Below are 24,648 nucleotides of genomic sequence, written 5' to 3' on the forward strand. Positions count from 1 at the left end.
GGTTCTGAGATCCTGCGGTCCCTGCGGCCGGGAGGACCGAAGGGCGAGACGGGGCTGACCGCCATATGACCAGTCGGTAGGGTCGGTGTCGTGCCGAAGCCGCTCAGCCTTCCCTTCGACCCCATTGCCCGAGCCGACGAGCTCTGGCAGCAGCGATGGGGACCCGTGCCCTCGATGGCCGCGATCACCTCGATCATGCGCGCGCATCAGATCCTGCTCGCCGAGGTCGACGCGATCGTCAAGCCGTACGGACTGACCTTCGCGCGGTACGAGGCGCTGGTGCTGCTCACCTTCTCCAAGGCCGGCGAGCTGCCGATGTCCAAGATCGGCGAGCGGCTGATGGTCCACCCGACCTCGGTGACCAACACCGTGGACCGGCTGGTGAGGTCCGGTCTGGTCGACAAGCGGCCCAATCCGAACGACGGGCGCGGCACCCTCGCTTCCATCACGGAGAAGGGCCGGGAGGTCGTCGAGGCGGCCACCCGCGAGCTGATGGAGAGGCAATTCGGGCTCAGTGCGTACGACGCCGAGGAGTGCGGGGAGATCTTCGCGATGCTCCGTCCGCTGCGGGTCTCGGCGCAGGACTTCGACGAGAAGTAGCGCGCGGCCCCCGCCGCAAGATCGCCCCTTGTGCCCGGTTACGCTCGGTGCCATGAAGTCGAATGTGCTGTCCCGTTACCGGGTGATGGCGTACATCACCGCCGTATGGCTGCTGGTCTTCACCGTGGCGATCGTCGCGAAGTACGCGTTCGAGGTCGGTGACACCATGCTGATCTCGCAGATCCACGGTGTTCTCTTCATCATCTACGTGATTTTCGCCTTCGATCTGGGATCCAAGGCGAAGTGGCCGTTCGGCAAGCTGCTGTGGGTGCTGGCCGCCGGCTGCATCCCTGTGGCCTCCTTCTTTGTCGAGCCGAAGATCAGCCGCGAGATCCGTCCGCTGATCACGGACGACGGCGCGGTGACCGCAAAGGCGTAACACTTTCCGCCGCGAGCCAGGCTCGCGGCGGTCTCCCATCGACATTTACTAGGACGTCCTAGTAAATTCGGAGGTATGGACGCTGACGCCATCGAGGAAGGCCGCCGACGCTGGCAGGCCCGTTACGACAAGGCCCGTACGCGGGACGCCGACTTCACCACGCTCTCCGGCGATCCGGTCGAGCCGGTGTACGGCCCGCTGCCGGGGGACACCTACGACGGCTTCGAGCGGATCGGCTGGCCCGGTGAGTACCCCTTCACCCGTGGGCTCTACCCGACCGGCTACCGCGGCCGCACCTGGACCATCCGCCAGTTCGCCGGCTTCGGCAACGCCGAGCAGACCAACGAGCGCTACAAGAAGATCCTGGCCAACGGCGGCGGCGGCCTCTCCGTCGCCTTCGACATGCCGACCCTGATGGGCCGCGACTCCGACGACCCGCGCTCGCTCGGCGAGGTCGGCCACTGCGGCGTCGCCATCGACTCCGCCGCCGACATGGAGGTCCTCTTCAAGGACATCCCGCTCGGCGACGTCACCACCTCCATGACGATCAGCGGCCCGGCCGTCCCGGTCTTCTGCATGTACCTGGTCGCCGCCGAGCGCCAGGGCATCGACCCGGCCGTGCTGAACGGCACGCTGCAGACCGACATCTTCAAGGAGTACATCGCGCAGAAGGAGTGGCTCTTCCAGCCCGAGCCGCATCTGCGTCTGATCGGCGACCTGATGGAGCACTGCGCACAGGGAATCCCCGCGTACAAGCCCCTCTCGGTCTCCGGCTACCACATCCGCGAGGCGGGCGCGACGGCCGCGCAGGAGCTCGCGTACACGCTGGCCGACGGCTTCGGTTATGTCGAGCTGGGACTGAGCCGCGGCCTGGACGTCGACACCTTCGCGCCCGGGCTCAGCTTCTTCTTCGACGCACACCTCGACTTCTTCGAGGAGATCGCCAAGTTCCGCGCGGCACGCCGGATCTGGGCGCGCTGGATGAAGGAGGTGTACGGCGCCACGACCGACAAGGCACAGTGGCTCCGCTTCCACACCCAGACCGCCGGTGTCTCGCTCACCGCCCAGCAGCCGTACAACAACGTCGTACGCACCGCGGTCGAGGCGCTCTCCGCGATCCTCGGCGGCACCAACTCCCTGCACACCAACGCCCTGGACGAGACCCTCGCCCTGCCGAGCGAGCAGGCCGCGGAGATCGCGCTGCGCACCCAGCAGGTGCTGATGGAGGAGACCGGCGTCGCCAATGTCGCCGACCCGCTCGGCGGCTCCTGGTACGTCGAGCAGCTCACCGACCGTATCGAGGCCGACGCCGAGAAGATCTTCGACCAGATCAAGGAGCGCGGCCGGCGGGCGCATGCCGACGGCAAGCACCCCATCGGCCCGATCACCTCGGGCATCCTGCGCGGTATCGAGGACGGCTGGTTCACCGGCGAGATCGCCGAGTCGGCGTTCCAGTACCAGCAGTCCCTGGAGAAGGGCGACAAGCGGGTCGTGGGCGTCAATGTCCACCACGGCTCGGTCACCGGTGACCTGGAGATCCTGCGGGTCAGCCACGAGGTCGAGCGTGAGCAGGTCCGGGTTCTCGCCGGCCGCAGGACGGGACGCGACGACGCGCGCGTACGGTCCTCGATCGAGGCGATGCTGACCGCCGCGCGGGACGGCTCCAACATGATCGTTCCGATGCTGGACGCGGTCCGCGCGGAGGCCACCCTGGGCGAGATCTGCGACGCGCTCCGGGACGAGTGGGGTACCTACACCGAGCCGCCCGGCTTCTGACATCCGGTGGGAAGGCCGGTCGTCGCGCCCTACGGTGGCGGGATGACCGGCCTTCCTTTTCCCGTACGCGAGGTGCGCGTGCGCTACCACCGCATCTCGAGCTGCGGTCCCTTCGCCCACTTCACGGTGGACTTCGAGCCGCCCGCCGAGGACGGAGGCGCGGAGTTCCTGAACACCGTGCCCGAAGAGCTGCTGCCCGCCGAGTGCATCGGGCCGCTGCGCGCAGGCATCGAGGCCGGGCTGGAGGGGGTGGCGGCGGCCGTGCTCCTCACCGAGGGCCGCTTCCACGAGACGGACTCGTCGGAGTACGGATACCGGCTGGCCGGGCGCATGGCCGGGCGGGCCGCACTCATCGGGGCCGGACTGCTGCCCGCCGAGGAGGCGACGCGCCTCCCGCACGTCGACCGGCCGGGGCGGCCCCGGCCCAAGGACCGCGAACGCGCCGGTTCCGGTCGCCACGCTACGGCGACCCGTCCGGGAACGTGAGCCGGAACAACGCGCCGCCCCCCGGGGCCTGTTCCGCCCTGAGCTCCGCGCCGTGCGCGCGGGCGATCTGGCGGGCCATCGCCAGGCCAAGGCCCGAGCCGGGCAGCGCGCGGGCCGACTCGGCGCGATAGAAGCGGTCGAAGACGTACGGGAGATCCTCCGCCGCGATACCGGGGCCGTGGTCCCGGACCGTCAGCTCGGTCCGGCCGAGCGCCACTTCCACGTGCGCTCCCGGCGGGCTGAACTTCGCCGCGTTGTCCAGCAGATTGGTCAGCAGCCGTGACAGCCGGGACGGGACGCCGGGCAGTGTCAGCTCCGTGGCGGCTTCGTCCGTCCAGAGCGTGAACGGGATCTGCGGCCAGTGGGCGCGCGCCCTCTCCACGCAGTGGGCGACCAGCGGCGCCGGCGCCACCTCCTCGAGGAGCGGATGCGGCTCCTCGTCCCGCGCCAGCTCGATCAAGTCATTGACCAGGCCCGTCACTTCCCGCAGCTGACGGGCGAGCGCACCCGAGGCACGGTCGCGCTGCGCCTCGGTGAGACGGTCGGAGCGGGCGAGCAGCTCCGCGTTGGTGCGCAGTGCCGTCAGCGGCGTACGCAGCTCGTGGGAGGCGTCCGCGACCAGCCGGCGCTGTGCCGTGACCGACTGCTCCAGCTCACCGAGCATCGTATTGAAGGTGGTGGCCAGCCGGGTGACCTCGTCCTGGCGGGACGACGGGCCCGGCGGGAGTTCGATGCGGTGGCGCGGATCGCGGGTCGCGGCGATGCGTTCCGCGGTGGCGGTGAGCCGGGCCAGCGGAGCCAGGCCCGTACGGGACACCCAGTACCCCAGCGCGCCCGCGAGCAGCACGCCCGCGCCGCCCGCCGCCGCGAGCAGCCAGGCCGCCCGGCGTACGCCCTTCTCCACCGTGTCCGCGCGCAGCGCGACCTGGAGCGCTTCCCCCTTGCCGAAGTGTGTCGTCAGCATCCGCGACGGATGGCCGAAGAGCGTGACATTGGTGAAGTACGGAGCCCGTTCACCGGCCGCGACCTCCCGGACGGGCGCGCCGACCGGCAGGAGATAGGGCTGTTCAGGGTCCTTCCCGGCGGCCGCGGGCACGATCTGCGCACACGCCGGAGCGGACAGGAAGCGGCACTCGCCCGCCACCGTCCCCGGGCCCTCGTCCCGGTTCTGCTGGGTCACCAGGGTCGCCGACTGCGTCAGATTCAGATCGAGCTGGTGGTACAGCTCGTAGCGGATCAGGAAGAACGCGGCCGTGCAGAAGGCCACCGCGACCAGAGCCACCGCCGCCGAGGCCGCCAGCGCAAGACGTGTACGCAGCGGGCGGTGGCGGCGCCAGGGAGCGCCCAGCCTGCGCCGGGCGCTCATGCCACGTCCAGCCGGTAGCCGACGCCGTGCACGGTGTGGACCAGGCGGGGCTCGCCGCCCGCCTCCAGCTTGCGGCGCAGATAACCGACGTACACAGCAAGGGAGTTGGAGTCGGGGCCGAAGTCCCGGCCCCACACCAGCTCCAGGATCAGCTCCCGGGGCAGTACCTGGCGGGGATGGCGCAGCAGCAGCTCCAGCAGGGCGAACTCGGTACGGCTGAACTCCAGGGACCGGCCGCCCCGCTGTCCGGTGCGCGTCTGCGGATCCACCGTCAGATCGGCGAAGGACAGCCCGGACTCCTCCGGTGCGGGAGCGGCCCGCCGTAGCAACGCCCGGACCCGTGCGGTCAGTTCGTCCAGCGCGAACGGCTTCACCAGATAGTCGTCCGCCCCGGCGTCCAGGCCGTCGACGCGCTCGCTCACGGTGTCCAGCGCGGTCAGTACGAGCACGGGCGTACGGTCCTCCATCGCCCGCAGCCGACGGCAGAAGCCGAGCCCGTCGAGCACCGGCATCATCACATCGAGGACGATCGCGTCCGGCTGCCAGGCCGCCACTTCGGAGAGCGCCGCGAGCCCGTCACCCGCGCCCCGCACCTCGTACCCCTCCACCGTCAGACCGTCCTCGACCGCCGCCCGTACTTCCGGCTCGTCGTCGACAACCAGGATCCGGATCTTCTTCATGGGCAAAGACTGCCAAACGACGCTCTTAGAACCCTCTTAAGGCGTTTCGCGAGTGTGGCCGCCATGCGCACACCACTCTCCGTCGTGATCGGTGCGGGCGGCACCGGCGGCCATATCTATCCCGGGCTCGCGCTCGCCGACGCACTGCGCCGGGCCGTCCCCGGCGCGGTGATCTCGTTCGTCGGTACGACACGGGGCCTGGAGACCGAGCTCATCCCGGGCGCCGGCTACCGCCTGCACACCGTCGACATGATCCCCTTCGATCCCGCACTCGGCGCCAAACGCTATCTGCTCCCCGCCGCACTGCTCAGGTCCGGCGCCCAGTGCCGGGCGATCCTGCGCGAGCAGCGTGCCCAGGTCGCGGTCGGCATGGGCGGTTACCCCAGCGCGCCCGTCATCGTCGGGGCGCGGATGGCCGGGCTGCCGAGCGTGATCCACGAATCCAACGCCGTACCGGGCCGGGCCAACCAGTTCGCCGCCCGTCTCACCCCGCACATAGCCGTCGCCTTCGACCGCAGCCGCGCGCACCTCGCGGGCGGCGAGGGCGCGCTCACCACCGGCATGCCGATCGCCGCGCCGATCGCCCGGCTCGACCGCGCGGCGCTGCGTGCCGAGGCCCGGCGGGCGCTCCGCGTACCGCAAGGCGCCCGGCTGGTCCTCTTCAACGGCGGCAGTCTGGGCGCGGCCCGCCTCACCGAGGCGGCGATCGGGCTCGCCGAGCGCTGGCACTTCCGCAACGACGTGCATCTGCTGATCAAGACCGGCCCGGCGGCACTCGAGGAGACGCGCCGGCGGCTCGCGGACTCCCCGGTCGCCCGGGCCGTCCCGTACCTCGACCGGATGGATCTCGCGTACGCCGCCGCCGATCTGGTCGTCTGCCGGGCCGGGTCCGCGACCGTCGCCGAACTCGCCACGGTCGGTGTGCCCGCCGTCCTCGTCCCGTACCCGCACGCCCCCGGCGACCACCAGACCCACAACGCCCGGGTCCTGTCCGACGCGGGCGCCGGGCTCCTCCTCCCGGACGCGGAGACCACCGCCGACCGGCTCGCCCCGCTCATCGAACCGCTGCTCGCCGACCCGGCGCGACTCGCCGCGATGAGCGGCGCCGCCGACCCGGGACCGCACGCCCACGCCGCCGATCTGCTGGCGGCCCGGGTTCTCGAACTCGCCTCGCAGTCCAAGCAGTCCAAGCAGTCCACGCAGTCCAGGGAGTACGCAGCATGAACTGGCACAACCGCACCGTCCTGGTCACCGGCGCCGAAGGCTTCATCGGCTCCACTCTCGTCGACCTGCTCGTCGAACGGGGCGCGCGCGTCCGCGCCCTGGTCCACTACAAGCCGTATGCCGAGAAGGGGTATCTCGCCCACCATCTGGGCGGCGACGACGTGGAGATGATGGCGGGCGATGTACGCGACCCGGGCCGCGTCATGGACGCCGTCGCAGGCTGCGACACGGTCTTCCACCTCGCGGCGCTGATCGGCATTCCGTACAGCTACGACTCGCCCGGCGCGTACGTCCAGACGAACGTCGTCGGCACCGAGAACATCGCCGAGGCCTGCCGGCGCCATGCCGTACGCCGCCTCGTCCACACCTCCACGAGCGAGGTGTACGGAACCGCCCTGACCGCCCCGATCAGCGAGGACCACCCGCTCCAGCCGCAGTCCCCGTACTCCGCCTCGAAGATCGGCGCGGACATGATGGCGCTCTCGCACTGGCACGCCTTCGAGCTGCCGGTGACGGTCGTACGCCCCTTCAACACCTACGGACCGAGGCAGTCCGCGCGTGCCGTGATCCCCACCATCCTGGCCCAGCTCCACGCCGGTGCACGGGAGATCAAGCTCGGCTCGCTCACCCCCACCCGTGACTTCACCTATGTCACGGACACCGCGCGCGGCTTCCTGGCGATGGCGGAGTGCGACCGCGCGATCGGCGAGGCGGTCAACCTCGGAACGGGCCGCGAGATCGCGATCGGGGAGCTGGCCCAGGCACTCATTGCGGCATCCGGCCGCAAGGCCGAGGTCGTCGTCGACCCGGCGCGACTGCGGCCTACGGGCAGCGAGGTGGAGCGGCTGCTCTCGGACAACTCCCGGGCGCGGGAGTGGGCGGGCTGGGAGCCGGAGGTCTCGCTGGAAGAGGGGCTGAAGAACACCTCGGCATGGATCGAGCAGAACCTGCACCTGTTCGCGACGGACCGCTACCAGGTCTGAGGTCCGGCCGCAGGCTCAGCATCAGCACTGCGCCGGCTCAGCATCAGCACTGCGCCGGCTCCGCGCCGGCTCAGCATCAGCACTGCGCCGGCTCCGCGCCGGCTCCGCATCAGCTCTGCAGGGAAGCGAGTCCCGACACCAGCAGCAGCGTGAACCGGCGCGCCCACTCCTCGTCCACCGGCTCCGCGCTCACCAGCGCCCGGTGCACCACCGCGCCCGCCACCACATCGAAGATCAGGTCCGTGTTGCGGGCTGCCGCCCCGGGGTCCTCCTCGTACGGCAGCTCGCCACGGGCCTGAGCGCGTTCCCGGCCCTCGACCACGAGCCGCTTCTGCCGCTCGACGATCGCCGAGCGGATCCGCACGCGCAGCGCGTCGTCCCGCGTCGACTCCGCGACCACCGCCATCAGCGCGGTCCTGGTCTCCGGCCGGCCGAGCAGCGAGGCGAACTGCAGCACCACGCCCTCCACATCGGCCATCAGGCTTCCGCGGTCGGGGAGTTCGAGCTCGTCGAAGAGGACCGCGACGGCGTCGACAACCATCTCGTTCTTGTTCGTCCAGCGGCGGTAGAGGGTGGTCTTGGCCACCCCGGCGCGCGTGGCCACATCGCCCATCGTCAGCTTCGACCAGCCCTGCTCGATGAGCGCGGCGCGGGTCGCCTCGAGGATCGCCGAATCGGCTTCGACGCTGCGCGGACGTCCTGTACGACCCGTACGTACGCTTTTGGGAGGGGTGTGGCTCGACATGACGGCGACCATACCGGCGGGTAGGCGAGATGTTGTGAGGCAGTTCACCGGGGGAATCTCACACGCGGCAGGGGGTGTGCAGTTACGCTACGACCCGTAGCGAAAGCTTTGACCGGCTCGAGCGACAGCCACTGGCGTGGGTGGGGACCCATGCCGAACCGCAGGATCACTTTTCACATGCGCGCGCGGAGGGGGGAGGATGTACTCATGCAGCCTAGGAACATGTCCATGAGCGGCGTCGTCGACCTCGCCGCGGTGAAGGCGGCCGGTGAGGCCAAGGCGAAGGCGGAGCAGGCGCGCGCCGAGGCCGCCCGCCAGGGCGGCGGCGGTGCCGTAGCCCCTTCCAGTCTTGTGATCGATGTCGATGAGGCAGGCTTCGAGCGCGATGTCCTGCAGCGCTCCACCGAGGTCCCGGTCGTCATCGACTTCTGGGCCGAGTGGTGCGAGCCGTGCAAGCAGCTCGGCCCCCTGCTGGAGAAGCTGGCCCAGGAGTACAAGGGCCGGTTCCTCCTCGCCAAGATCGACGTCGACGCCAACCAGATGCTGATGCAGCAGTTCGGGATCCAGGGCATCCCCGCGGTCTTCGCGGTGGTGGCCGGCCAGGCGCTGCCCCTCTTCCAGGGCGCGGCCCCAGAGGCGCAGATCCGCGAGACGCTGGACCAGCTGATCCAGGTCGCCGAGGAGCGCTTCGGCCTGACCGGTATCGCGGTCGACCCGGACGCGGCCGGCCAGGAGGACGCGGCGGCTCCCGCCGCGATCCCCGAGGGTCCGTACGACGCCCTGCTGGAAGCTGCCGTACAGGCGCTGGACGCGGGCGACTTCGGCGGTGCGGTCCAGGCGTACAAGAACGTCCTGTCCGACGACCCGGGCAACACCGAGGCGAAGCTGGGCCTGGCCCAGGCCGAACTGCTCGCGCGTGTGCAGGGCATGGACCCGCAGAAGGTGCGCCAGGAGGCGGCCGAGAAGCCGGCCGATGTGACGGCGCAGATCGCCTCTGCCGACCTGGACCTGGTCGGCGGGCATGTGGAGGACGCGTTCGGCCGGCTCGTGGAGACGGTACGGCGCACGGCGGGCGAGGAGCGCGACAGGGCGCGGGTGCGGCTGCTGGAACTCTTCGAGGTCGTCGGACCGGACGACCCGCGGGTGACGGCGGCGCGTTCGGCGCTGGCGCGTGTGCTGTTCTGACAGACGCGTCCTGAGCGCGCTGTTCTGAGTGTCCTGAGGTGATGGCGCCCGTAGGGCGCCATCACCGTTTTGGCGACAGAGTGACAAAATGCGGCCGCGCTTTGCCAAAACTTGGCAAACGCGGCCGCTGTTACTCCCAGTAAATCAACCCGCTTGTTCTGTCCGTATATTGACGGCAATCTCCCCTTCTGTTGAGCCACCTGGTGACACCCTGTGTGGCTGCCCGACATCACGCCGTCGTGGCGTGGTTATCAGGCCGTTACTAGCGAGTAACGAACCCCCTTGTGCCCCGGCCGTGAATGGACCACGATCGGCCACGCTCGGTCCAATACCGCACCAGCCCGGCCTCCAGCCGTGCCGCGGAATCTTGGGTCCCCACCGAGTGGGCCGGCGGCAGTGGCGCCGGTCGCGGACAGGGGGGTTCCTGCTGAATGGCAGGGCCTGTCCGGCAGGTTGTGCGTGATGCGTCAGGCGCGACCAGTGGTTGTCGCTCGGGGGTGATCGCCGGTGTTTCGGACGCAGCTCGCGCCTGAAAGTACGGGCGCTCTCCTTCCCGAGGACGTAGCACTTCTCCCATCCCAGGCCGGGCCCGAAGGTCCGGACCGGAGATGTACGTCCGAGAAGGAGGAAAGTCATGGAGTCTGTGGCTCGTGGCGGAACCAGATGGAAGCGGTTCGCCCTTGTCATGGTGCCGAGTGTGGCCGCAACGGCTGCGATAGGCATCGGAATGGCACAAGGCGCGCTCGCCGCGTCGTTCAGCATTTCCGGCCAGGAATTCAAGGTCGAGGCACAGAAGCTCGAAGGTACCGGCTTCGTCCAGTACGGCAGCGTTGCCAGCGGCAAGACCCTTGAAGGCAAGTCCTTCACCGAGCCGGTAGCGGTGTCGGGCTTCAAAGAGGCCTACATCACCAAGATGTGCCAGTCGGTCGTCACCCCGCTGCCGTTCGGCATGGGCAACGTCAGCCTTGAGTTGACCGCCGGCACGGACGGCGACAAGGACAAGAACAAGCGGGTCTACGCCAAGGACCTGTACCTGGATGTGTCCCAGCTCGATGCTGACGCCACGTTCGAGGACATCGACATCGGCGTCGCTGCGGGCTCGCTCAAGAACCCGGGCATCCAGCCCGGCACCCAGGCGAACCCGAACGGCTTCTCGCAGCGTGCGAGGTCGGCTGAGCTGACCGACGTGAAGCAGAAGGCGTGGGCCACCACGGCCGGCACCTTCAAGCTCCCGGGTCTGAAGCTGCGGCTGCACAAGGGCACCAAGGAGTGCTTCGCCGGTTAGCACGTCCTGGAGGGGCGGGGATTGTCATTCTGAGGCCCCGCCCACTCCGCCCATCTCACCAATTTCTTAGAGCAAGACCGCTTACAGGGAGCTGTTTTCCATGAGCGCCGAGTCCACTGGTTCCCGCGGATTCACCTACTGGCGGCGCCGTTTCCGTGCGTGGCGCGGCAGCCGGCCCTTCTGGGCGGGTCTGTTGACGTTGCTCAGTGGTATACCGATCGCCTACCTTCCGTACGCCGACATCCGGCTGGGCAATCTCACGATCGCCATGGCGACCACGGCCGGGGCGGGCGCCCTGATCATCGGCGTGCTCCTGATGACGCTCGGTCTGACGATGTGGTTCCACGCCGTCGTCCGGGTGTTCGCGGGTGTCGCGGCGATCGTGCTCGCGCTGATCTCCATCCCGATCTCCAACATCGGTGGCTTCCTGGTCGGCTTCCTGCTCGCCCTCCTCGGTGGTGCGCTGTCGATCTCGTGGGTGCCGGTCAAGCGGAAGGCCGAGCCCGCTGAGCGGGCCGAGCCCGCAGGGGCTCCGGAACCGGACGGCGAGACGGACCCGCTGGTGCCCGGGTTGCGTACCGATGAGGGACACGACCCGAACGTGACCAAGACGACTGCCCATGCCAACGGCGGGAGGAACAGTGCGGGGTGACGAAACGCAGCTGAGCACGGCTGACGGTGGTGATTCCCGGGTGAGAAGCGGGCCGCGCCACGCGGCCCCGAGGAAATCGCTCCTGACTAAGCTGCAGATACCCGCGAGCAAGGCGATAGCACTGGCCGCGATGCCCACCGCCGTCTTTGTGGGCATGGGTCTGACTCCCAAGCTGGCACTCGCCGACGACAAGGACATTCCGTTCGCCCCGGGCCCGTGCGTGACCCGCTCGGACGAGCCGGCGGAGTCCGAGTCGCCGTCTCCCTCGGACTCGGCGAAGCCTTCCGCGTCGCCGTCGGACGAGCCGTCGGAGAAGCCCGAGCCGACCCCGAGCGGTTCGGCGGGCAACAGCGACGACCAGGAGCCGAAGCCGGGCACGACCCCCTCCGCCTCGGAGGCGGGCCAGGGTGGCCAGGCCGCGGATGCCGAGGCGCCCGCGCCGACTGCGACTCCGACGCCGAGCGAGACCAAGAACCCGTTGGACCCGCTGGGTGTGGGTGACGCGCTCAAGGACCTCTTCGACGGCCCCGACAAGGAGCCGACGGAGAGTGCGACGCCGAGCGCCCCCGCGGAGACCGAGCCTGCCGACAAGCCGTCCGAGGAGCCTTCGGCGGAGCCGTCCGAGAAGCCGGCGGACACGCCTGCCGACACGGCGGATACGCCTGCCGACACGGTGGACGAGGCGGCCGGCACGGTGGACGAGGCGGCCGACACGGCGGCGGACAAGACCAAGGACGCCATCAAGGACGCGGCGGACAAGGCCGGCGCCGAGGTGGAGGAGCTGGACGAGGACGCCAAGGGACTCGACCCCAAGAAGGACGAGGACATCCCGGACGGTGCCAAGCCGCGCTTCCCGTGCCCGACCGCGGACCCGGAAGCCCTGGCCGACGCCCAGCTCGAGCCGGGCCTCCCACTGCTCCCGGACGATCCGTGGATCCTTGAGAGCTCCAAGCTCACCCTGAGGGGCCTGGACTACCACGGCATCGTCGAGGTGAAGACGTACGGCGGCAAGGTCAAGAAGGTCCTGAAGTTCACCGCGACGGGAGTGGACATCAAGGACCTCCACCAGCTGGTGGTCTACCCCGAGGGCACCACGGCGCATGTCGAGGACGACAATGGCTCCACCCCCTCCACTATCACCAACGGTGAGGTGACCATGTACACGGAGGAGCTGAAGGGCAACCTCTTCGGCCTCATCCCGGTCACCTTCAGTCCTAAGACCCCGCCGCCGCTGAACGTTCCCTTTGCCGTCTTCACCGATGTGAAGGTGACTCAGGCGGGCCAGTTCGGCGGGACGCTGACTGTTCCGGGCCTGAACAACTACATCACCGGCAAGTGAGCAACTGACCTTCCGGGAGCCGCAGAAAAGCTGTGGGCCGCACCCCTTGCCGGGGTGCGGCCCACAGCTGTCCCGGCCGCCCGCAGGCTCTCCCCGACTGCTCTCGCCGCACCAGTGAGTGAACTCCTGGGCGCTCACTCCGTACAGCAGGGCGCCACCAGTCGGGGGCGCCCACCACGAGGACGGTTTTGTCCGCGGCGGTCGCTCTTGGCTCGCTCGACGGCGTCGGCGACGCCGTCGGTGACGAAGGTAAATGTGGCGCTTTTCTAGGGCAGCAAAGGGCCGAGGGTCTCGTGGGTGATCACAGAGATCGGTGCCGGGCAGGAGGTGTCCTCTAAGCGAGCAACACCGTCGAGCGACATGGAAAAGGTTCAATAGCACGGTCGGCGTGGAGCGACGACAGGTCTAGGAACCCGTCGGGTTGAGCGGCTTGATCATCACGGAGAATTTCGGCGAGTCTGCGAACGGCTGCCGCTCGCCGACTTTCTGATACCCCCAGCTCTCGTACCGAGCTTGGACTTTGGGATGGGCGGAGTCGACGAGCAGAACCGCAATGTCTTCTTTGACGTCCGCCAATAGAGCTTGGTGGAGCCGGTCTGATACCCCTTTCTTGCGCCACTCAGGACGCACCATCAGTTCTGATACGGCGTAGGTACGCGACTTCTCGGGCGCGGGTTCGAGGTGGTCGCGCCACCACTCCCGTCCGTCGTTGAGCGGAGCTCCGTATGCGAAACCGACTGCCTGGTCCCTGTCGTAGCCGATGACGCAAGTGAAGTCAGGGTTTTTGCCCCAGTGGTCTACGAACCACGGGAACCGCTGATCGAAGGGATCGTCCGGCGGATACTCCGGGATCAGAGCGTGCACGTCCAGCAGCGTCTGGCGGATGACCGAAAGGTCTTCGTGACGATAGCGCCGCAGTTCTATCACGGGGTCAGCTCCCATTCGGACGGAGTCGGTGGATCAAGTCCGCTACATGCGCAGACTTCGGCGCACAGTCCAGAACGTTGCGCTGGAAGCCGCTGAGCTCGGTTCGAATGCGCCCTGGGATCTCTACGCCTTGCATGATGTCGAAGACGTCCGTCACCGTCGCACACGCGAGGTCGAGGTCGCCCTGGTGGAGCTGTGCGAGCGCCAGACGGACGGTGGAAAGTGCCCTGTTGCGGCGGAAGCGCTCCGGAATGATGGCCAGCGCGCGGTGGGAGGACGCTTCCGCTTCCGCCGACATTCCCAGTCGTTCCTGAACGATCGCTGTGATAGCGAACAGCTCTGCAGACCCGTAGAAGTCGATCCAGCCAGGCCGGGGCGCGGGCGCCGCTTTGGTGAGGGCGTCCTGGGCGTGGCCGAGGCTCCGGAGAGCGGCCTGCTTGTCGTTCCGGTTGGACTGCCCGATCGCGATCCTCGCGTGCGCCAAGGACGCGAAGAGCGGATCACGTCGGGCAATCCTCAGTCCCTGTGCGGCTTGCCCCGCTGCGACCGCATCAGTGTGCCGTCGGTATTGGCGGGCGAGCATGGCGATCTGGTTCCATGCGCTGAACTGCGCGGTGCTGTCCTGCGCCATCCCGGCGTAGATCATGGAGCGGTCGAGGTAGTGCTGGGCCTGGTCGGGTCGGCGGTCGTCAATGCAGGACCAGGCAGCCCTGGATGTGTAGTCGGCGGCGATGGTGAAGAGCCGCTGCCGAACGCGCTCGCTGACGCAGTACTGCTGCAGGTCAAGGGCCTGCTGAGCCCCTGCCAGGGCAGCCTTCTCCAACGCCAGGTGCCCGCCACGGTGGTTGTCGAGAGCGGTCAGGCGGTTGAGGCCAACCTGGAGACGCTCGACGTCCGAGACGCCGACTTGGCGCGACGCGGCAACGAACGGTGCCGCCGTGGTGCCGGTGGTCGCGGTGATGAAGGTACGTCGGAGCACGGGATCCTCCGGAGGCACTGCGCTACGTGGTGGGCTGAGGCCCAGTTCTTTGACCGGACAGCCAAAGACTCTCTCCAGTGCAGCACATGTGCGACCGATAGGGCGCAGAGTCTTTCCGCTCAGCAGGTTGCGAACCGTACGGTCGGACACTTCGCCGGGCCTGCCGGTGATCTCTTCCAGCGCATCATTCATGCGACGCGCCAACTCATCCTGGGTCAGGCCGCGTTCGATCATTTGCTGCTTGAGCGCGACGTTGACTGTCATGTGATCGAAAGTAGCCCTGCGGCCAGTCTCGTGCCACGCGGTGGGTCATAGGGAAGCAAAGTTTTCCGGTTGCTGGCGGTGCAACGCCAACGGCTCTTCCTGTCCTCTCGCAGTCCCGTGGCCGTTAACTGATTTCAGTCACCGGCTGGATAGCTCTACTGCGAAAGGTGCGCCCGTGAAGAGCGAAACGCCCCGAACCGGAACTGACTTCGAACTCGCAGCTCCAGTAAGAGAGTTTGTGATGCGATTCACTTCCAGCCCCCGCGGCGCCCGCCTTGCGCGGCGATTGGTTTCTCACCGGCTCAACGGTTGGGGCCATCCGTACGCCTCAGAGGCCAACGAGACGGTCAGCCTCATCGCGGCTGAGCTGACGGGCAATGCTGTTCGGCACGGGCATGTCCCCGGGCGGGACTTCCATGTGCGACTTGCCGTGACGGCAACCCTGATCCGACTGGAGGTCACTGATGCGCGAACCGAGAAGCAGCCGACAGCTGTCTGCGCGGCGGACCCCGACGCCGACGGCGGCCGCGGACTCTTCCTCGTTTCCCAGCTGGCCACCCGCTGGGCCGTCGCGTCCCGTCCGTCGGGCCCAGGAAAGACAATCTGGGCCGAGCTCCATGTGTGACGACCTGGAGACGCGGGTGAGTTGCGGCGGAGATGAGTGTCCGTCCGCACGTTAGTTCCACGGGCCCCCGCCGGGGACTCTGCGCTCTAGGGCGATCACGCTGTGGTCGTTCGACCAGGCGTGCGGGCGTCGGGGGCGGCCTTTGTGCGGCGATCCTCAAGTAGGGCTTTGTTCGGTTCTGTGTGGGATTCTGGAGCTGGTGCGCAGCTACGCCTGCGACCTCAGAGTGCGGCATGCGCCAACGCATCCTCTGTCGAGCAAGGGGTGCTTTATCGGCCAACTTCCGGCCGAGAGGTATCGCCTCATTCGCTCTTCCTTCACAGCAGCCACACAGGAAATCCATGGTGTGAGCAAGGGGTTTACACATGCTGTGTTGGGAGGGGCCCTGTGGGTGCTTTCGCGTCATGGAGCTCCGGACGCTGAAGTTGCCTGTTGCTGCCCGGTGTTGGCCTGTGCCTATGGTGATCGCCGTGCGTGTGGTGGACCTTGACCGCTCCGCCATGACGCGCGCACGTCAGTCGGCGGCCGGGGGAACTGTGCCGTCACGGGGGGATGGACCGTCATGCCGCGAGTCCGGCTCACTGCGCACGCTGCCTGCTGTCCCTGTCGCCGCGTCGGGACAGTGGGCTGATCCGCGCGTATCGCCTCCGCCTCGTTGGACGGGTACCTCCGCCTGCCCTCACTTCGCTGTGAAGGAATGCTCTCTTGCGCCCCAGACCAGGGTTGTTCAAACCCAGATCACGAAGATCCGCAGTTCTCACCCCCGTCATCACGTCCGTCGCCGCCCTGGCCGTTCTCGGTGGCCTGGCCGTACAGCCTGACGTGCTCAACCGGGACACCGGACAGCGCATCGACCCGGCGGGCAACTCCTACGACTGGTACGAGGACACCGCTGCGGAACAGTTGCGGCAGGACCAGTGCCTGATGGACGGTGTGCTGCGCCTGGGCGGGCCGTCCATGGCGACCACCGCGCAGGACGGACTCAACCAGCCGCAGGACAAGCTCCATGAACTGGCGAACCAGAAGCACTGGCAGGACACGCCGCTCGCCCAGGCGTACGAGAAGGACAAGGACGAGGGTAGAAAGGAGGCGGCCGCCCTCCACGTCCTCCACGAGGGTTGGAAGAAGCCCCTCGATGGGCTGGAGATTCCTGCCGGCTTCAGCGGTTCCGACTTTTACTGGCCGCCCGGTACCCGCGACGGCGAGAACTTCTACTCCCAGACCGGTCTGACCCAATGGATCTCCGACCGGTTCTGGAAGAACGAAAGCGACTTCTACGAAGACCCCACCCCCAGGGCCGAGGGGCAGACGGTCAAGGCCGTCAAGGATCTGGGCACTCCGCTGTACGGGAAGGACCCGGACCCGAACCAGGACGACTGGAGCCGCAACGTCGCCGAGCAGGACGCCTTCGAGCACCTGTCGGACTGGTCTCTGGAGCCCACGGGTGCGGACAACGCCCGCGTCTTCCTCGCGTCCGGCGGCTTCCCCCGCACCGCCCCGCAGCCGGGCGCGGCAGAGCACCGCATCGCGGTCGAGGATCTCAAGACCCGGTTCGCGTCGTGCGCGTGGCGTGACCCGATGGACCCGAACAAGGTGCTGGGTGACATCTCCGCCACCGCCGCTGCGGAGTGGCAGCAGGAGATCGCCTCCCAGCAGGTGCAGCGCAACCAGCTCCTGAATGCCAGCAAGGATGCCACCAAGGCTCTCGCCGGCGGCGCGAAGGCGTTGGGGGACATGCTGGGGCACTCGTGGGCCGCCGATCGCCTCGCCCGCTGGCAGGACTACTGGTCCCCCGGCGGGGTCGGCTGGGTCGGCGACAAGCCGGCGGTCATCGAGGTGCGCGCCGCGAAGGGCAAGTGTCTTGACGTCCAGGGCGGCGGGAAGGCCAACGGCACCCCGGTCCAGGTGTATACGTGCAACGGCTCGGCGGCGCAGGAGTGGGTGGTCGAAGGCGACGACAGTGGTCTTCACCTGCGGAACGCCAGCTCCCAGAAGTGTCTGGACGTGTCGGACGGGAAGGCCGACAACGGCACGAAGATCCAGATCTGGACCTGCGTCAGCTCCCCGGCGCAGACGTGGGAGTACAACCTGCGCGCCACCACGGCCCTGAAGAACGCCGGCTCGGGCAAGTGCCTGGATTTGCACACGTTCGACAACGGAAGCAACTCGTGGCTGTGGACGTGCAACGGCACCGACCCGCAGAAGTTCACCATCAAGCCGTCGGGCCACAACGGCTCCGTTCCGCCCAAGTCCCAGTTCGACAAGGCGAAGAAGGGCATCGCGGACGCCCAGGCAGGAGCGAAGAAGCAGCTGGCCGCGCTCAAGGCCCAGCTGGAGAGCGCCAAGAAGTCGGCAGCCGCTTCCGACACCGCCGAGCAGGCGGCGTACGGGATCGCGGACGCGGCGGGTGCGCCGCGAGGCCGTGGTCTGCTGGTGGGTCAGCAGAAGGCGCAGGTCACCAAGGGGGCGGTCGCCGCGCTGGAGGCGATGGTGAAGGCCGGCACGACCGCCGAGGCCGCCACCCGGGCTTCCGCGGGCGACAGCGAGACGATCGCGCAGCGCGCTTTGGCTCAGACCGCGCAGGTCAAGGCGGAGTTCCGCAAGGAAGCCGCGCACACGGCCGAGTTGCAGGCGAAGGCCGCGGCGGATGCGGCGAAGGTGCACCGGGACAACGCGAAGAAGGACAAGGAAACCGCGGAGGCCAAGCTCGCCGAAACCGTGAAGGCGGAGGCGGATGCCAAGGCGGCCGCTGCCGACGCGCATGCGAAACGGCTCGCCGCCGAAGCCGAGGAGGCGACGGCGAGGAAGGAGAAGGAGACCGCCGCGGTCAAGCAGGCCGAGGCAGCGCAGCACAAGGAGAACGCCCAGGCCGAGGCGGCGACGGCAAAGACCGCCAAGGAAAAGGCGGAGGCCGCAGAGGCGACCGCGGTCGAGAAGAAGAACGCGGCGGTCGGGGCCCGCGACAAGGCCCGCGATCTGCGGGACGACGCGTGGGACGCCGCGCAGAAAGCCGACGCGGCCCGCGCGAAGGCGGACGCGAAGGAGGCCTTCGCCGAGGCCCACGAGTCCGACAGCAACGCCCAGGAGTCCAGGGCGGCCGCGAACGCGGCCGACAAGCATGCGGATGACGCCGAAGCAGCCGCCGGCCGGGCCCGCACCGAGGCGGATGCCGCCACGCAGGCGGCAGCGGAGGCAGACGCCGCGGCCACCCGCGCCGAGGCGGCCGCAAAGCGGGCCCGCTCGAACGCGGACGACGCCCAGGCCGCCAAGCTGAAAGCCGACGCCGCCGTCAAGACAGCGACCAGCGCCGCCGCTGATGCCATCGACGCGTCCGAGCATGCCTCCTCGGAGGCCAAGGCGGCCGTCAAGCTGGCGGAGGAGGCGGAGAAGCTCGCCAAGACCGCCAAGTCCCATGCGGACGAGGCGAACAAGGAGGCCGGCAAGGCTCTCGCGGCATCGGCCAAGGCCGCGGGCTACGCCCACGTCACCGCTCAGGCCGCGGTGGATGCCGGGAACGCCGCAGCCCAGGTCGCCAAGCCGGCCAACGACGCCATCCAGCTCGGCTCCCCCTACGTCACCACGGACTCGGCCGCGAGCCTGGTCGTGCTAACCGGGCAGGCGTCGAAGTCGATCGCCGACCAGCAGAAGGCCGTCGCCGACGCCCACGCCAAGAACGCACAGACGGAAGCAGCCGCGGCCAAGAACCTCGCCGAGCAGGCACAGGGCGACACGAAGATCGCCTACCAGCACGCGGCCAACGCCGCCGGCCACGCGGCGACCGCCCGTGGGTATTCGAAGGAGGCCCTGGGCTACGCGGCTGACGCCGCCAAGGCCGCCTCGCAGGCAGCGGCGTCCCTGGCCCGCACGATCGAGTACGACCGTAAGGCCACCGAGGATGCGGCCGCCGCGGACAAGGCGGCCGGGCGCGCCGAAGGCCACGCCAAGCAGGCCCGCGACTCCGCCGACCAGGCCGCCCTCGACGCCCAGGCCGCACGCGACGCCGCAGCCGCGGCCGAGCAGTCCGCCAAGGACGCACGCGCAGCCGCCACCCGCGCCGACACCGCCGCCACCGAAGCCGAACAGGCGGCCAAGGACGCGCTGAAGTACGCGCAGGAGGCACAGAAGGCAGCAGAGGAAGCGGCCCGCAACGCCGCGAACAAGCAAGTCTCTACCGGCGCGGGTACCGGAGTCGGCGGCACGTGGTACGTCGTCGACGAGGACAGCATCGAGATCACCGACGCCAAGCAGCACAACCCCTGCGTGATCACGATCGGCTTCGAAGGCTGCACCACCACCTTCACGGTCACCTTCAGCGCGACGGTCGACTTCTTCCTCTGCACCAACCCCGACACAACGGCCAGCGCCGGCGGCTGCCCGCCGGAGGACACGCTGCTCATCGAGAGCAAGCGCATCCCGGGTCTGAAGAAGGACGTCACCAAGTACTTCTCCAAGTTGCAGCTCATGGAGATGACGCTCACCTACAAGCTCATCAAGGCGGTCCTGGTCCAGGACTTCGTCGACTGCTGGCATGGCAGCGCCAGCGGCTGCGCCTGGGCCGCAAGCAACTTCATCCCCGGCAAGGCGTTCGCGAAGGCCGCCGAGGGGATTCGCGCTCTGGACGCCGCGATGAAGACCGGCGTCGGGGTCCGTGACGCGTTCAAGGCCCTCAAGGCCCTCGACCTGGACCCCGCGACCCTCGCCATGATCGAGCGGTCGGTGAACGCCTACGAGGACGCGTTCACGGCCTGTGCGCGCAACAGCTTCCCCGGCGCCACCCAGGTGCTGATGGCGGACGGTTCCCACAGGCCCATCAGCCAGGTGGAGGTCGGCGATCTGGTCAAGGCCACGGATCCGGCTTCCGGCAGGCTGCGGGCCCGGCAGGTCACCGATACCTACCAGCACGACACCCAGCGGCTGGTCGACCTCACCATCGCCGGTGGCGGCACGCTGGCCAGCACCGCGGGCCACAAGTTCTACGTGGTGGACCGAGGCTGGACGCTGGTCTCCGACCTGCGCGTCGGCGACCGCCTGCGCACCCCGGACGGCTCCGTCCGCGCGCTGACGGCCCTCCGTGACCGCTCGGGCCTGGCTCCGCGCACCGTCTACGACCTCACGGTCGACGACCTGCACACGTTCTTTGTGCGTACGTCGGGTGAGCGGCCCCAGGATGTGCTCGTTCACAACTGCCTGGACCTCGTGCTGCACGAGAGAGACCGCGGGGGACACACGCTCAGGGATCATGTGAACCCCAGCCCGCAGCAAGCCGTTAACAAGGCCATTGACGACATGCGAAGGATCCCCGGCCACCCGGGAGTAACGAGCGTCTGGAAGGACCTCGCAACGGCCCAGGCCTCTGTGGACGCGGCCTTCGCGAAGTGGTACGCGACTCATAGGAATGAGCTGAAGACGTGGATGGAGAACACTCCCAAGGACTCGGAGAGTGCGGTGCACCTCAAGGCTTTCAAGGTCCAGCTGGACACCCCGGGCTCACTCGGGACCATCTACCCTCACACTGGCGTTGCGGACGCTCGTTCGGCCGGGAATTGGGTCTCCATCACCCTGAAGAGGTCCCGGCACAAGCCCGGGTACATGGTCTACACGTCGCACCCGGAATGAGAGTCACCTAGCAATGGATCGTAAGGACATCTGGATCGACTTCGGTTTCAGCGGCCTCACCAAGTGGTACGGCAGCCTCTTCGAGTTCACTCCGTTGGAAATCGTCGTGGCTGCCGCGGACTGGGGGGAGGGTGCTTACGTACCCACCCTCCGAGAAGACGCCGTGAGGCTGTTGGAGTCACCCCTGCCGACCAGGGTGATCGACATTCTGTGGTGTGCGGCCGTGCGCTCTAAGTTCGTCCCGGATGAGCCATGGATGGACGGACGCGATTGGCTCCGCCAGATCGTGGACGTTTGCGAGGAACGCATCCGCCGGGACGAACCGCGATTTGATGCCCTCCCTCCTGCGCCCGTCTGCGATCCGGAACTGAGGGACGCGGTCCTCGCCGAGGTGCGAACCACCGCAACGGTGCTGGAGCACACCACCGCCGACCACCCCTACTACGGGGTGCCGGAAGTGGTCCCGTCGCTGGAACGGGTCGTCACCGAGGTCGACCCCGACCTCGGGTTCCGGCTCTTCCTTCGGGTCCTCAAGGCGTACCTGATTCCGATCAGCGAGTCGCAGCACCTCCGGTACCTCGAACTGGGCGAGAGATTCGGGTACAACGAGTTCGTTGTCGATGACGGCACTCTCCAGTTCATGCCGCGTGCAGACTGACTGCTGAGCACTACCACCGAGGGCGGTATCCCGGTCTTCCACGGGTACCGCCCTCGGGTCTTCGTCATCCACACCGCTCGAGATCAGGTCGGTCGGGCCTGCCCTGGAGCAGGCCACGGCCCACCACTCCTACAACGCGCTTGACGGTGTCGTCCCGTTCCGAGAAGTCCCGCGTCGGTACCTTCCTCGCCGTCTCGATCTGGCCGATGAGTGACGCCGTGCAGAAGACGCTGACGCCCAGCTCGCCCTGCTTCAGCCCGGCGTCCTCTCTCAGGCGGCGCAGTTCGGAGCCGTAGTAGTCCAGCGGTGATGCGCTGGGATCGAGATCGCGGATGTTGACCACGCGGCGGTCACCCCCAAGCAAACGCCTCGCGGCATACGTTTCCGATCATAGCCGAGCGTAACCGCGCCACTCCACCCTGGTGGCATGAATCACGCAACTGACCCGGAGTGCCGAGTCGACGATGGCGATGACTTCCGGGCGCACTGTGCCCGCATGCCTGCCTGGACTCGGTGTACTTTGCGGGTAATGAGCGGCTGATTACACCGCGCACGCGCGGGCACCAGCCACCGCCGGTCTGGCATAGGAGGAAGCCGTATGACCACGCAGCCCATACTGCCTACCACGCCGGTCGAGCCTCCCCCCATGCGGACCCTCGGAGAGGTCCGAGCGGCTCTCGCCGCCGGGCTGGGGTTTCCGGGTGATCTGGCGCGCATGGAGGCCGAGCTGGCGGCCACCTTGGAGCGTGTGGAGTACACCGATCTGCATGAGGTGTCGGAGATCATCGCCTCCTACCGAGGGCACGTCCTGACACGCTGCTCCCCGGGATTCGACGAAGCGCTCTCCGAAGGAATTGAGCTCGCGCTCGGTCTCAAGGAGAGCAGGGGACAGGGGGAGCGTTGACAGGGGAGGAAGAGCAGCGCGTCATCGCCGAGTTCACCGACACGGCCCGCAAACGCGTCGAGCAGGTGGGTGGGCGTGCCGCCGCCGTGGTCCATGAGCTGCGCGCGGAGCTGGAAGTGACTCCGCGCCTCGGACGCATGGTCGGCGTCGTAAAAGGCGGCACCGAGATCTGGGTGACGCGGACCGAACCACGTGAATTTCTGCCCGGCCTGACCGTCACGTACGTATACACGCCCGAACCGCCACCGCCCACCGCTGTGATCGTGTCCGTGGTGCCCGACGACGGGGACGACGCCAGAGCGTGAGCGGCAGGCCGCCTGAACAGCTGTGGGCCGTAATCCGCCAGGGAGTGCGGCCCACAGCTGTCGCGGACGACGTCGACTACGGGCCCGGCACGGTGACCATCTCGGCACGAGGCCGCAGGTTCGCCCGCGCCTGGAATGCTGTGGGCATCGAGGTCACAACCTGACCCGAACAGGACGAGGGCGGTACCCCGGCCAAACCGGGGTACCGCCCTCGCCATCTCTGCAGGCGCAGGGGACTACTTCGCGTCCACCCCGCCCAGGTGGTGCACCCGCACCATGTTCGTCGTGCCGGGGACGCCGGGAGGCGAGCCCGCCGTGATGATCATGACGTCGCCCTCGTTGTGGCGCTGGAGCTTCAGCAGCTCCGCGTCCACCAGGTCCACCATCGCGTCCGTGTTGCCCACGTGCGGCACCACGTAGGACTCCACGCCCCAGCTCAGCGCCAGCTGGCTGCGCGTCGACGCGTCCGTCGTGAAGGCCAGGATCGGCTGGGCCGTGCGGTAGCGGGCCAGGCGGCGGGCCGTGTCGCCCGACTTGGTGAAGGCCACCAGCGCCTTGCCGTCCAGGAAGTCCGCGATCTCGCAGGCCGCACGGGCCACCGAGCCGCCCTGGGTGCGGGGCTTCTTGCCGGGGACCAGGGGCTGGAGGCCCTTGGAGAGCAGTTCCTCCTCCGCCGCGACCACGATCTTCGACATCGTCTTGACCGTCTCGATCGGGTACGCGCCGACGGACGACTCCGCGGAGAGCATGACCGCGTCCGCGCCGTCCAGGATCGCGTTCGCGACATCGGACGCCTCGGCGCGCGTCGGACGGGAGTTGGTGATCATCGACTCCATCATCTGGGTCGCCACGATCACCGGCTTGGCGTTGCGGCGGCACAGCTCGATGAGGCGCTTCTGCACCATCGGGACCTGCTCGAGCGGGTACTCCACGGCCAGGTCGCCACGGGCGACCATCACACCGTCGAACGCCATCACGACGTCCTGCATATTGGCGACCGCCTGCGGCTTCTCCACCTTGGCGATGACCGGGACCCGGCGGCCCTCCTCGTCCATCACCTTGTGGACGTCCTTGACGTCGCTCGCGTCCCGTACGAAGGAGAGCGCGACCAGGTCGCAGCCCATACGGAGTGCGAAGCGCAGGTCCTCGATGTCCTTCTCGGACAGGGCCGGGACATTGACCGCCGCGCCGGGCAGGTTGATGCCCTTGTGGTCGGAGATCACACCGCCCTCGACGACGATGGTCTTGACCCGCGGGCCCTCGACCTCGACGACGCGCAGTTCGACGTTGCCGTCGTTGATCAGGATCTGGTCGCCCTTGGAGACATCTCCGGGCAGACCCTTGTAGGTGGTGCCGCAGATCGACTTGTCGCCGGCGACGTCTTCGGTGGTGATGGTGAACTCGTCGCCGCGGACCAGTTCGACCGGTCCCTCGGCAAAGGTTTCCAGACGGATCTTGGGGCCCTGGAGGTCCGCCAGCACGCCGATGGCGCGGCCGGTGTCGTCGGACGCCTTGCGCACGCGGTGATACCGCTCCTCGTGCTCAGCGTGGGTCCCATGGCTCATGTTGAAACGGGCTACGTTCATGCCGGCCTCGATGAGCGCTTTCAGCTGCTCGTAGGAGTCGACGGCGGGGCCCAGTGTGCAGACGATTTTGGAACGGCGCATAAG

General features: G+C 68.3%; 21 protein-coding genes and 1 pseudogene. 15 read left to right on the forward strand and 7 right to left on the reverse strand.

Annotated features, from left to right (window positions below; genetic code table 11):
* The first annotated feature begins 90 nt into the window (after positions 1–90).
* The 4 genes from OG883_RS05920 to OG883_RS05935 all read left to right on the forward strand — a co-directional run bounded on the left by OG883_RS05920 (position 91) and on the right by OG883_RS05935 (position 3,241).
* The gene (locus OG883_RS05920) at positions 91–600 is read left to right on the forward strand and encodes a MarR family winged helix-turn-helix transcriptional regulator (protein WP_266535934.1); all 510 of its coding nucleotides are present in this window, start codon (positions 91–93) and stop codon (positions 598–600) included.
* A 52-nt stretch (positions 601–652) separates the two neighbouring features.
* Complete coding sequence (locus OG883_RS05925) at positions 653–979, forward strand: DUF3817 domain-containing protein (protein WP_266535936.1); 327 nt, start codon at positions 653–655, stop codon at positions 977–979.
* 75 nt (positions 980–1,054) lie between these two features.
* On the forward strand, positions 1,055–2,755 hold the full coding sequence (locus OG883_RS05930) for a methylmalonyl-CoA mutase (protein WP_266535939.1): 1,701 nt from the start codon (positions 1,055–1,057) through the stop codon (positions 2,753–2,755).
* 42 nt (positions 2,756–2,797) lie between these two features.
* Complete coding sequence (locus OG883_RS05935) at positions 2,798–3,241, forward strand: hypothetical protein (RefSeq protein ID WP_266535942.1); 444 nt, start codon at positions 2,798–2,800, stop codon at positions 3,239–3,241.
* On the opposite strand, the gene OG883_RS05940 is transcribed toward OG883_RS05935, so the two are convergent.
* Complete coding sequence (locus OG883_RS05940) at positions 3,216–4,607, reverse strand: cell wall metabolism sensor histidine kinase WalK (RefSeq protein ID WP_266535945.1); 1,392 nt, start codon at positions 4,605–4,607, stop codon at positions 3,216–3,218. The two genes, OG883_RS05935 and OG883_RS05940, sit on opposite strands and share 26 nt — an antisense overlap.
* Positions 4,604–5,287, reverse strand: a complete 684-nt coding sequence (locus tag OG883_RS05945; protein ID WP_266535948.1) for a response regulator transcription factor — start codon at positions 5,285–5,287, stop codon at positions 4,604–4,606. Before OG883_RS05945 ends, OG883_RS05940 begins: the two co-directional genes overlap by 4 nt.
* 63 nt (positions 5,288–5,350) lie before the next feature.
* Between OG883_RS05945 and OG883_RS05950 the strand changes: the two genes are divergently transcribed.
* Complete coding sequence (locus tag OG883_RS05950) at positions 5,351–6,511, forward strand: glycosyltransferase (RefSeq protein ID WP_266535951.1); 1,161 nt, start codon at positions 5,351–5,353, stop codon at positions 6,509–6,511.
* A complete protein-coding gene (locus OG883_RS05955; protein ID WP_266535953.1) occupies positions 6,508–7,494 on the forward strand; it encodes an SDR family NAD(P)-dependent oxidoreductase in 987 nt (328 codons plus the stop codon). The genes OG883_RS05950 and OG883_RS05955 overlap by 4 nt, the downstream gene beginning before the upstream one ends.
* Positions 7,495–7,603: 109 nt before the next feature.
* Here OG883_RS05955 and OG883_RS05960 read toward each other — a convergent pair whose 3' ends face one another.
* Positions 7,604–8,239 carry a TetR/AcrR family transcriptional regulator gene (locus OG883_RS05960; RefSeq protein ID WP_266535955.1) on the reverse strand — a complete coding sequence of 212 codons (636 nt, stop codon included), beginning with the start codon at positions 8,237–8,239 and terminating at the stop codon, positions 7,604–7,606.
* 207 nt (positions 8,240–8,446) lie between these two features.
* Here OG883_RS05960 and OG883_RS05965 point away from each other — a divergent pair, with 207 nt between their 5' ends.
* The 4 genes from OG883_RS05965 (at position 8,447) to OG883_RS05980 (ending at position 12,700) form a co-directional block, all read left to right on the forward strand.
* A complete protein-coding gene (locus tag OG883_RS05965) occupies positions 8,447–9,424 on the forward strand; it encodes a tetratricopeptide repeat protein (protein ID WP_266535958.1) in 978 nt (325 codons plus the stop codon).
* 634 nt (positions 9,425–10,058) lie between these two features.
* On the forward strand, positions 10,059–10,709 hold the full coding sequence (locus OG883_RS05970; protein WP_266535961.1) for a DUF6230 family protein: 651 nt from the start codon (positions 10,059–10,061) through the stop codon (positions 10,707–10,709).
* Between the two features lie 100 nt (positions 10,710–10,809).
* On the forward strand, positions 10,810–11,361 hold the full coding sequence (locus OG883_RS05975; RefSeq protein WP_266535964.1) for a DUF6114 domain-containing protein: 552 nt from the start codon (positions 10,810–10,812) through the stop codon (positions 11,359–11,361).
* Positions 11,351–12,700: a hypothetical protein gene (locus OG883_RS05980; protein ID WP_266535967.1), complete on the forward strand. Its 1,350-nt coding sequence runs from the start codon at positions 11,351–11,353 to the stop codon at positions 12,698–12,700. The genes OG883_RS05975 and OG883_RS05980 overlap by 11 nt, the downstream gene beginning before the upstream one ends.
* A gap of 405 nt (positions 12,701–13,105) precedes the next feature.
* Here OG883_RS05980 and OG883_RS05985 read toward each other — a convergent pair whose 3' ends face one another.
* Positions 13,106–13,642 carry an N-acetyltransferase gene (locus tag OG883_RS05985; RefSeq protein ID WP_266535970.1) on the reverse strand — a complete coding sequence of 179 codons (537 nt, stop codon included), beginning with the start codon at positions 13,640–13,642 and terminating at the stop codon, positions 13,106–13,108.
* The gene (locus OG883_RS05990) at positions 13,632–14,870 is read right to left on the reverse strand and encodes a helix-turn-helix transcriptional regulator (protein WP_266535973.1); all 1,239 of its coding nucleotides are present in this window, start codon (positions 14,868–14,870) and stop codon (positions 13,632–13,634) included. Before OG883_RS05990 ends, OG883_RS05985 begins: the two co-directional genes overlap by 11 nt.
* A 241-nt stretch (positions 14,871–15,111) precedes the next feature.
* Here OG883_RS05990 and OG883_RS05995 point away from each other — a divergent pair, with 241 nt between their 5' ends.
* From OG883_RS05995 to OG883_RS06005, 3 genes are all read left to right on the forward strand, one after another.
* On the forward strand, positions 15,112–15,495 hold the full coding sequence (locus OG883_RS05995) for an ATP-binding protein (protein ID WP_266535976.1): 384 nt from the start codon (positions 15,112–15,114) through the stop codon (positions 15,493–15,495).
* Positions 15,496–16,200: 705 nt separating this feature from the next.
* A complete protein-coding gene (locus OG883_RS06000; protein ID WP_266535979.1) occupies positions 16,201–21,111 on the forward strand; it encodes an RICIN domain-containing protein in 4,911 nt (1,636 codons plus the stop codon).
* A 13-nt stretch (positions 21,112–21,124) separates the two neighbouring features.
* Positions 21,125–21,769 (forward strand): hypothetical protein, encoded by a 645-nt coding sequence (locus OG883_RS06005; protein WP_266535980.1) that lies wholly within the window; start codon positions 21,125–21,127, stop codon positions 21,767–21,769.
* 148 nt (positions 21,770–21,917) lie between these two features.
* Here OG883_RS06005 and OG883_RS06010 read toward each other — a convergent pair.
* Positions 21,918–22,112 (reverse strand): annotated as a pseudogene (locus OG883_RS06010) (multiprotein-bridging factor 1 family protein); the annotation flags it as partial.
* 303 nt (positions 22,113–22,415) lie between these two features.
* Between OG883_RS06010 and OG883_RS06015 the strand changes: the two are divergent.
* Both OG883_RS06015 and OG883_RS06020 read left to right on the forward strand, forming a co-directional pair.
* Complete coding sequence (locus OG883_RS06015) at positions 22,416–22,673, forward strand: hypothetical protein (RefSeq protein WP_266535983.1); 258 nt, start codon at positions 22,416–22,418, stop codon at positions 22,671–22,673.
* Positions 22,670–22,978, forward strand: a complete 309-nt coding sequence (locus OG883_RS06020) for a hypothetical protein (protein ID WP_266535986.1) — start codon at positions 22,670–22,672, stop codon at positions 22,976–22,978. Before OG883_RS06015 ends, OG883_RS06020 begins: the two co-directional genes overlap by 4 nt.
* A gap of 236 nt (positions 22,979–23,214) precedes the next feature.
* Here OG883_RS06020 and pyk read toward each other — a convergent pair whose 3' ends face one another.
* Positions 23,215–24,645, reverse strand: coding sequence for a pyruvate kinase (gene pyk / locus OG883_RS06025; RefSeq protein WP_266535988.1), 1,431 nt, complete (start codon positions 24,643–24,645; stop codon positions 23,215–23,217).
* Positions 24,646–24,648 lie beyond the last annotated feature (3 nt).

Origin of the sequence: Streptomyces sp. NBC_01142 (assembly GCF_026341125.1) — a bacterium.
Classification (GTDB): domain Bacteria; phylum Actinomycetota; class Actinomycetes; order Streptomycetales; family Streptomycetaceae; genus Streptomyces.

Bases quoted from the DNA above. Each gene is read 5' to 3' on its own strand.
- OG883_RS05990 (WP_266535973.1), bottom strand. From the start codon at position 14,870: ATGACAGTCAACGTCGCGCTCAAGCAGCAAATGATCGAACGCGGCCTG.
- OG883_RS05955 (WP_266535953.1), top strand. From the start codon at position 6,508: ATGAACTGGCACAACCGCACCGTCCTGGTCACCGGCGCCGAAGGCTTC.
- OG883_RS05970 (WP_266535961.1), top strand. From the start codon at position 10,059: ATGGAGTCTGTGGCTCGTGGCGGAACCAGATGGAAGCGGTTCGCCCTT.
- OG883_RS05995 (WP_266535976.1), top strand. From the start codon at position 15,112: ATGCGATTCACTTCCAGCCCCCGCGGCGCCCGCCTTGCGCGGCGATTG.
- OG883_RS05930 (WP_266535939.1), top strand. From the start codon at position 1,055: ATGGACGCTGACGCCATCGAGGAAGGCCGCCGACGCTGGCAGGCCCGT.
- OG883_RS06015 (WP_266535983.1), top strand. From the start codon at position 22,416: ATGCGGACCCTCGGAGAGGTCCGAGCGGCTCTCGCCGCCGGGCTGGGG.
- OG883_RS05965 (WP_266535958.1), top strand. From the start codon at position 8,447: ATGCAGCCTAGGAACATGTCCATGAGCGGCGTCGTCGACCTCGCCGCG.
- OG883_RS05985 (WP_266535970.1), bottom strand. From the start codon at position 13,642: ATGGGAGCTGACCCCGTGATAGAACTGCGGCGCTATCGTCACGAAGAC.
- OG883_RS06005 (WP_266535980.1), top strand. From the start codon at position 21,125: ATGGATCGTAAGGACATCTGGATCGACTTCGGTTTCAGCGGCCTCACC.
- pyk (WP_266535988.1), bottom strand. From the start codon at position 24,645: ATGCGCCGTTCCAAAATCGTCTGCACACTGGGCCCCGCCGTCGACTCC.
- OG883_RS05925 (WP_266535936.1), top strand. From the start codon at position 653: ATGAAGTCGAATGTGCTGTCCCGTTACCGGGTGATGGCGTACATCACC.
- OG883_RS05960 (WP_266535955.1), bottom strand. From the start codon at position 8,239: ATGTCGAGCCACACCCCTCCCAAAAGCGTACGTACGGGTCGTACAGGA.
- OG883_RS05935 (WP_266535942.1), top strand. From the start codon at position 2,798: ATGACCGGCCTTCCTTTTCCCGTACGCGAGGTGCGCGTGCGCTACCAC.
- OG883_RS05940 (WP_266535945.1), bottom strand. From the start codon at position 4,607: ATGAGCGCCCGGCGCAGGCTGGGCGCTCCCTGGCGCCGCCACCGCCCG.
- OG883_RS05945 (WP_266535948.1), bottom strand. From the start codon at position 5,287: ATGAAGAAGATCCGGATCCTGGTTGTCGACGACGAGCCGGAAGTACGG.
- OG883_RS05950 (WP_266535951.1), top strand. From the start codon at position 5,351: ATGCGCACACCACTCTCCGTCGTGATCGGTGCGGGCGGCACCGGCGGC.
- OG883_RS05975 (WP_266535964.1), top strand. From the start codon at position 10,810: ATGAGCGCCGAGTCCACTGGTTCCCGCGGATTCACCTACTGGCGGCGC.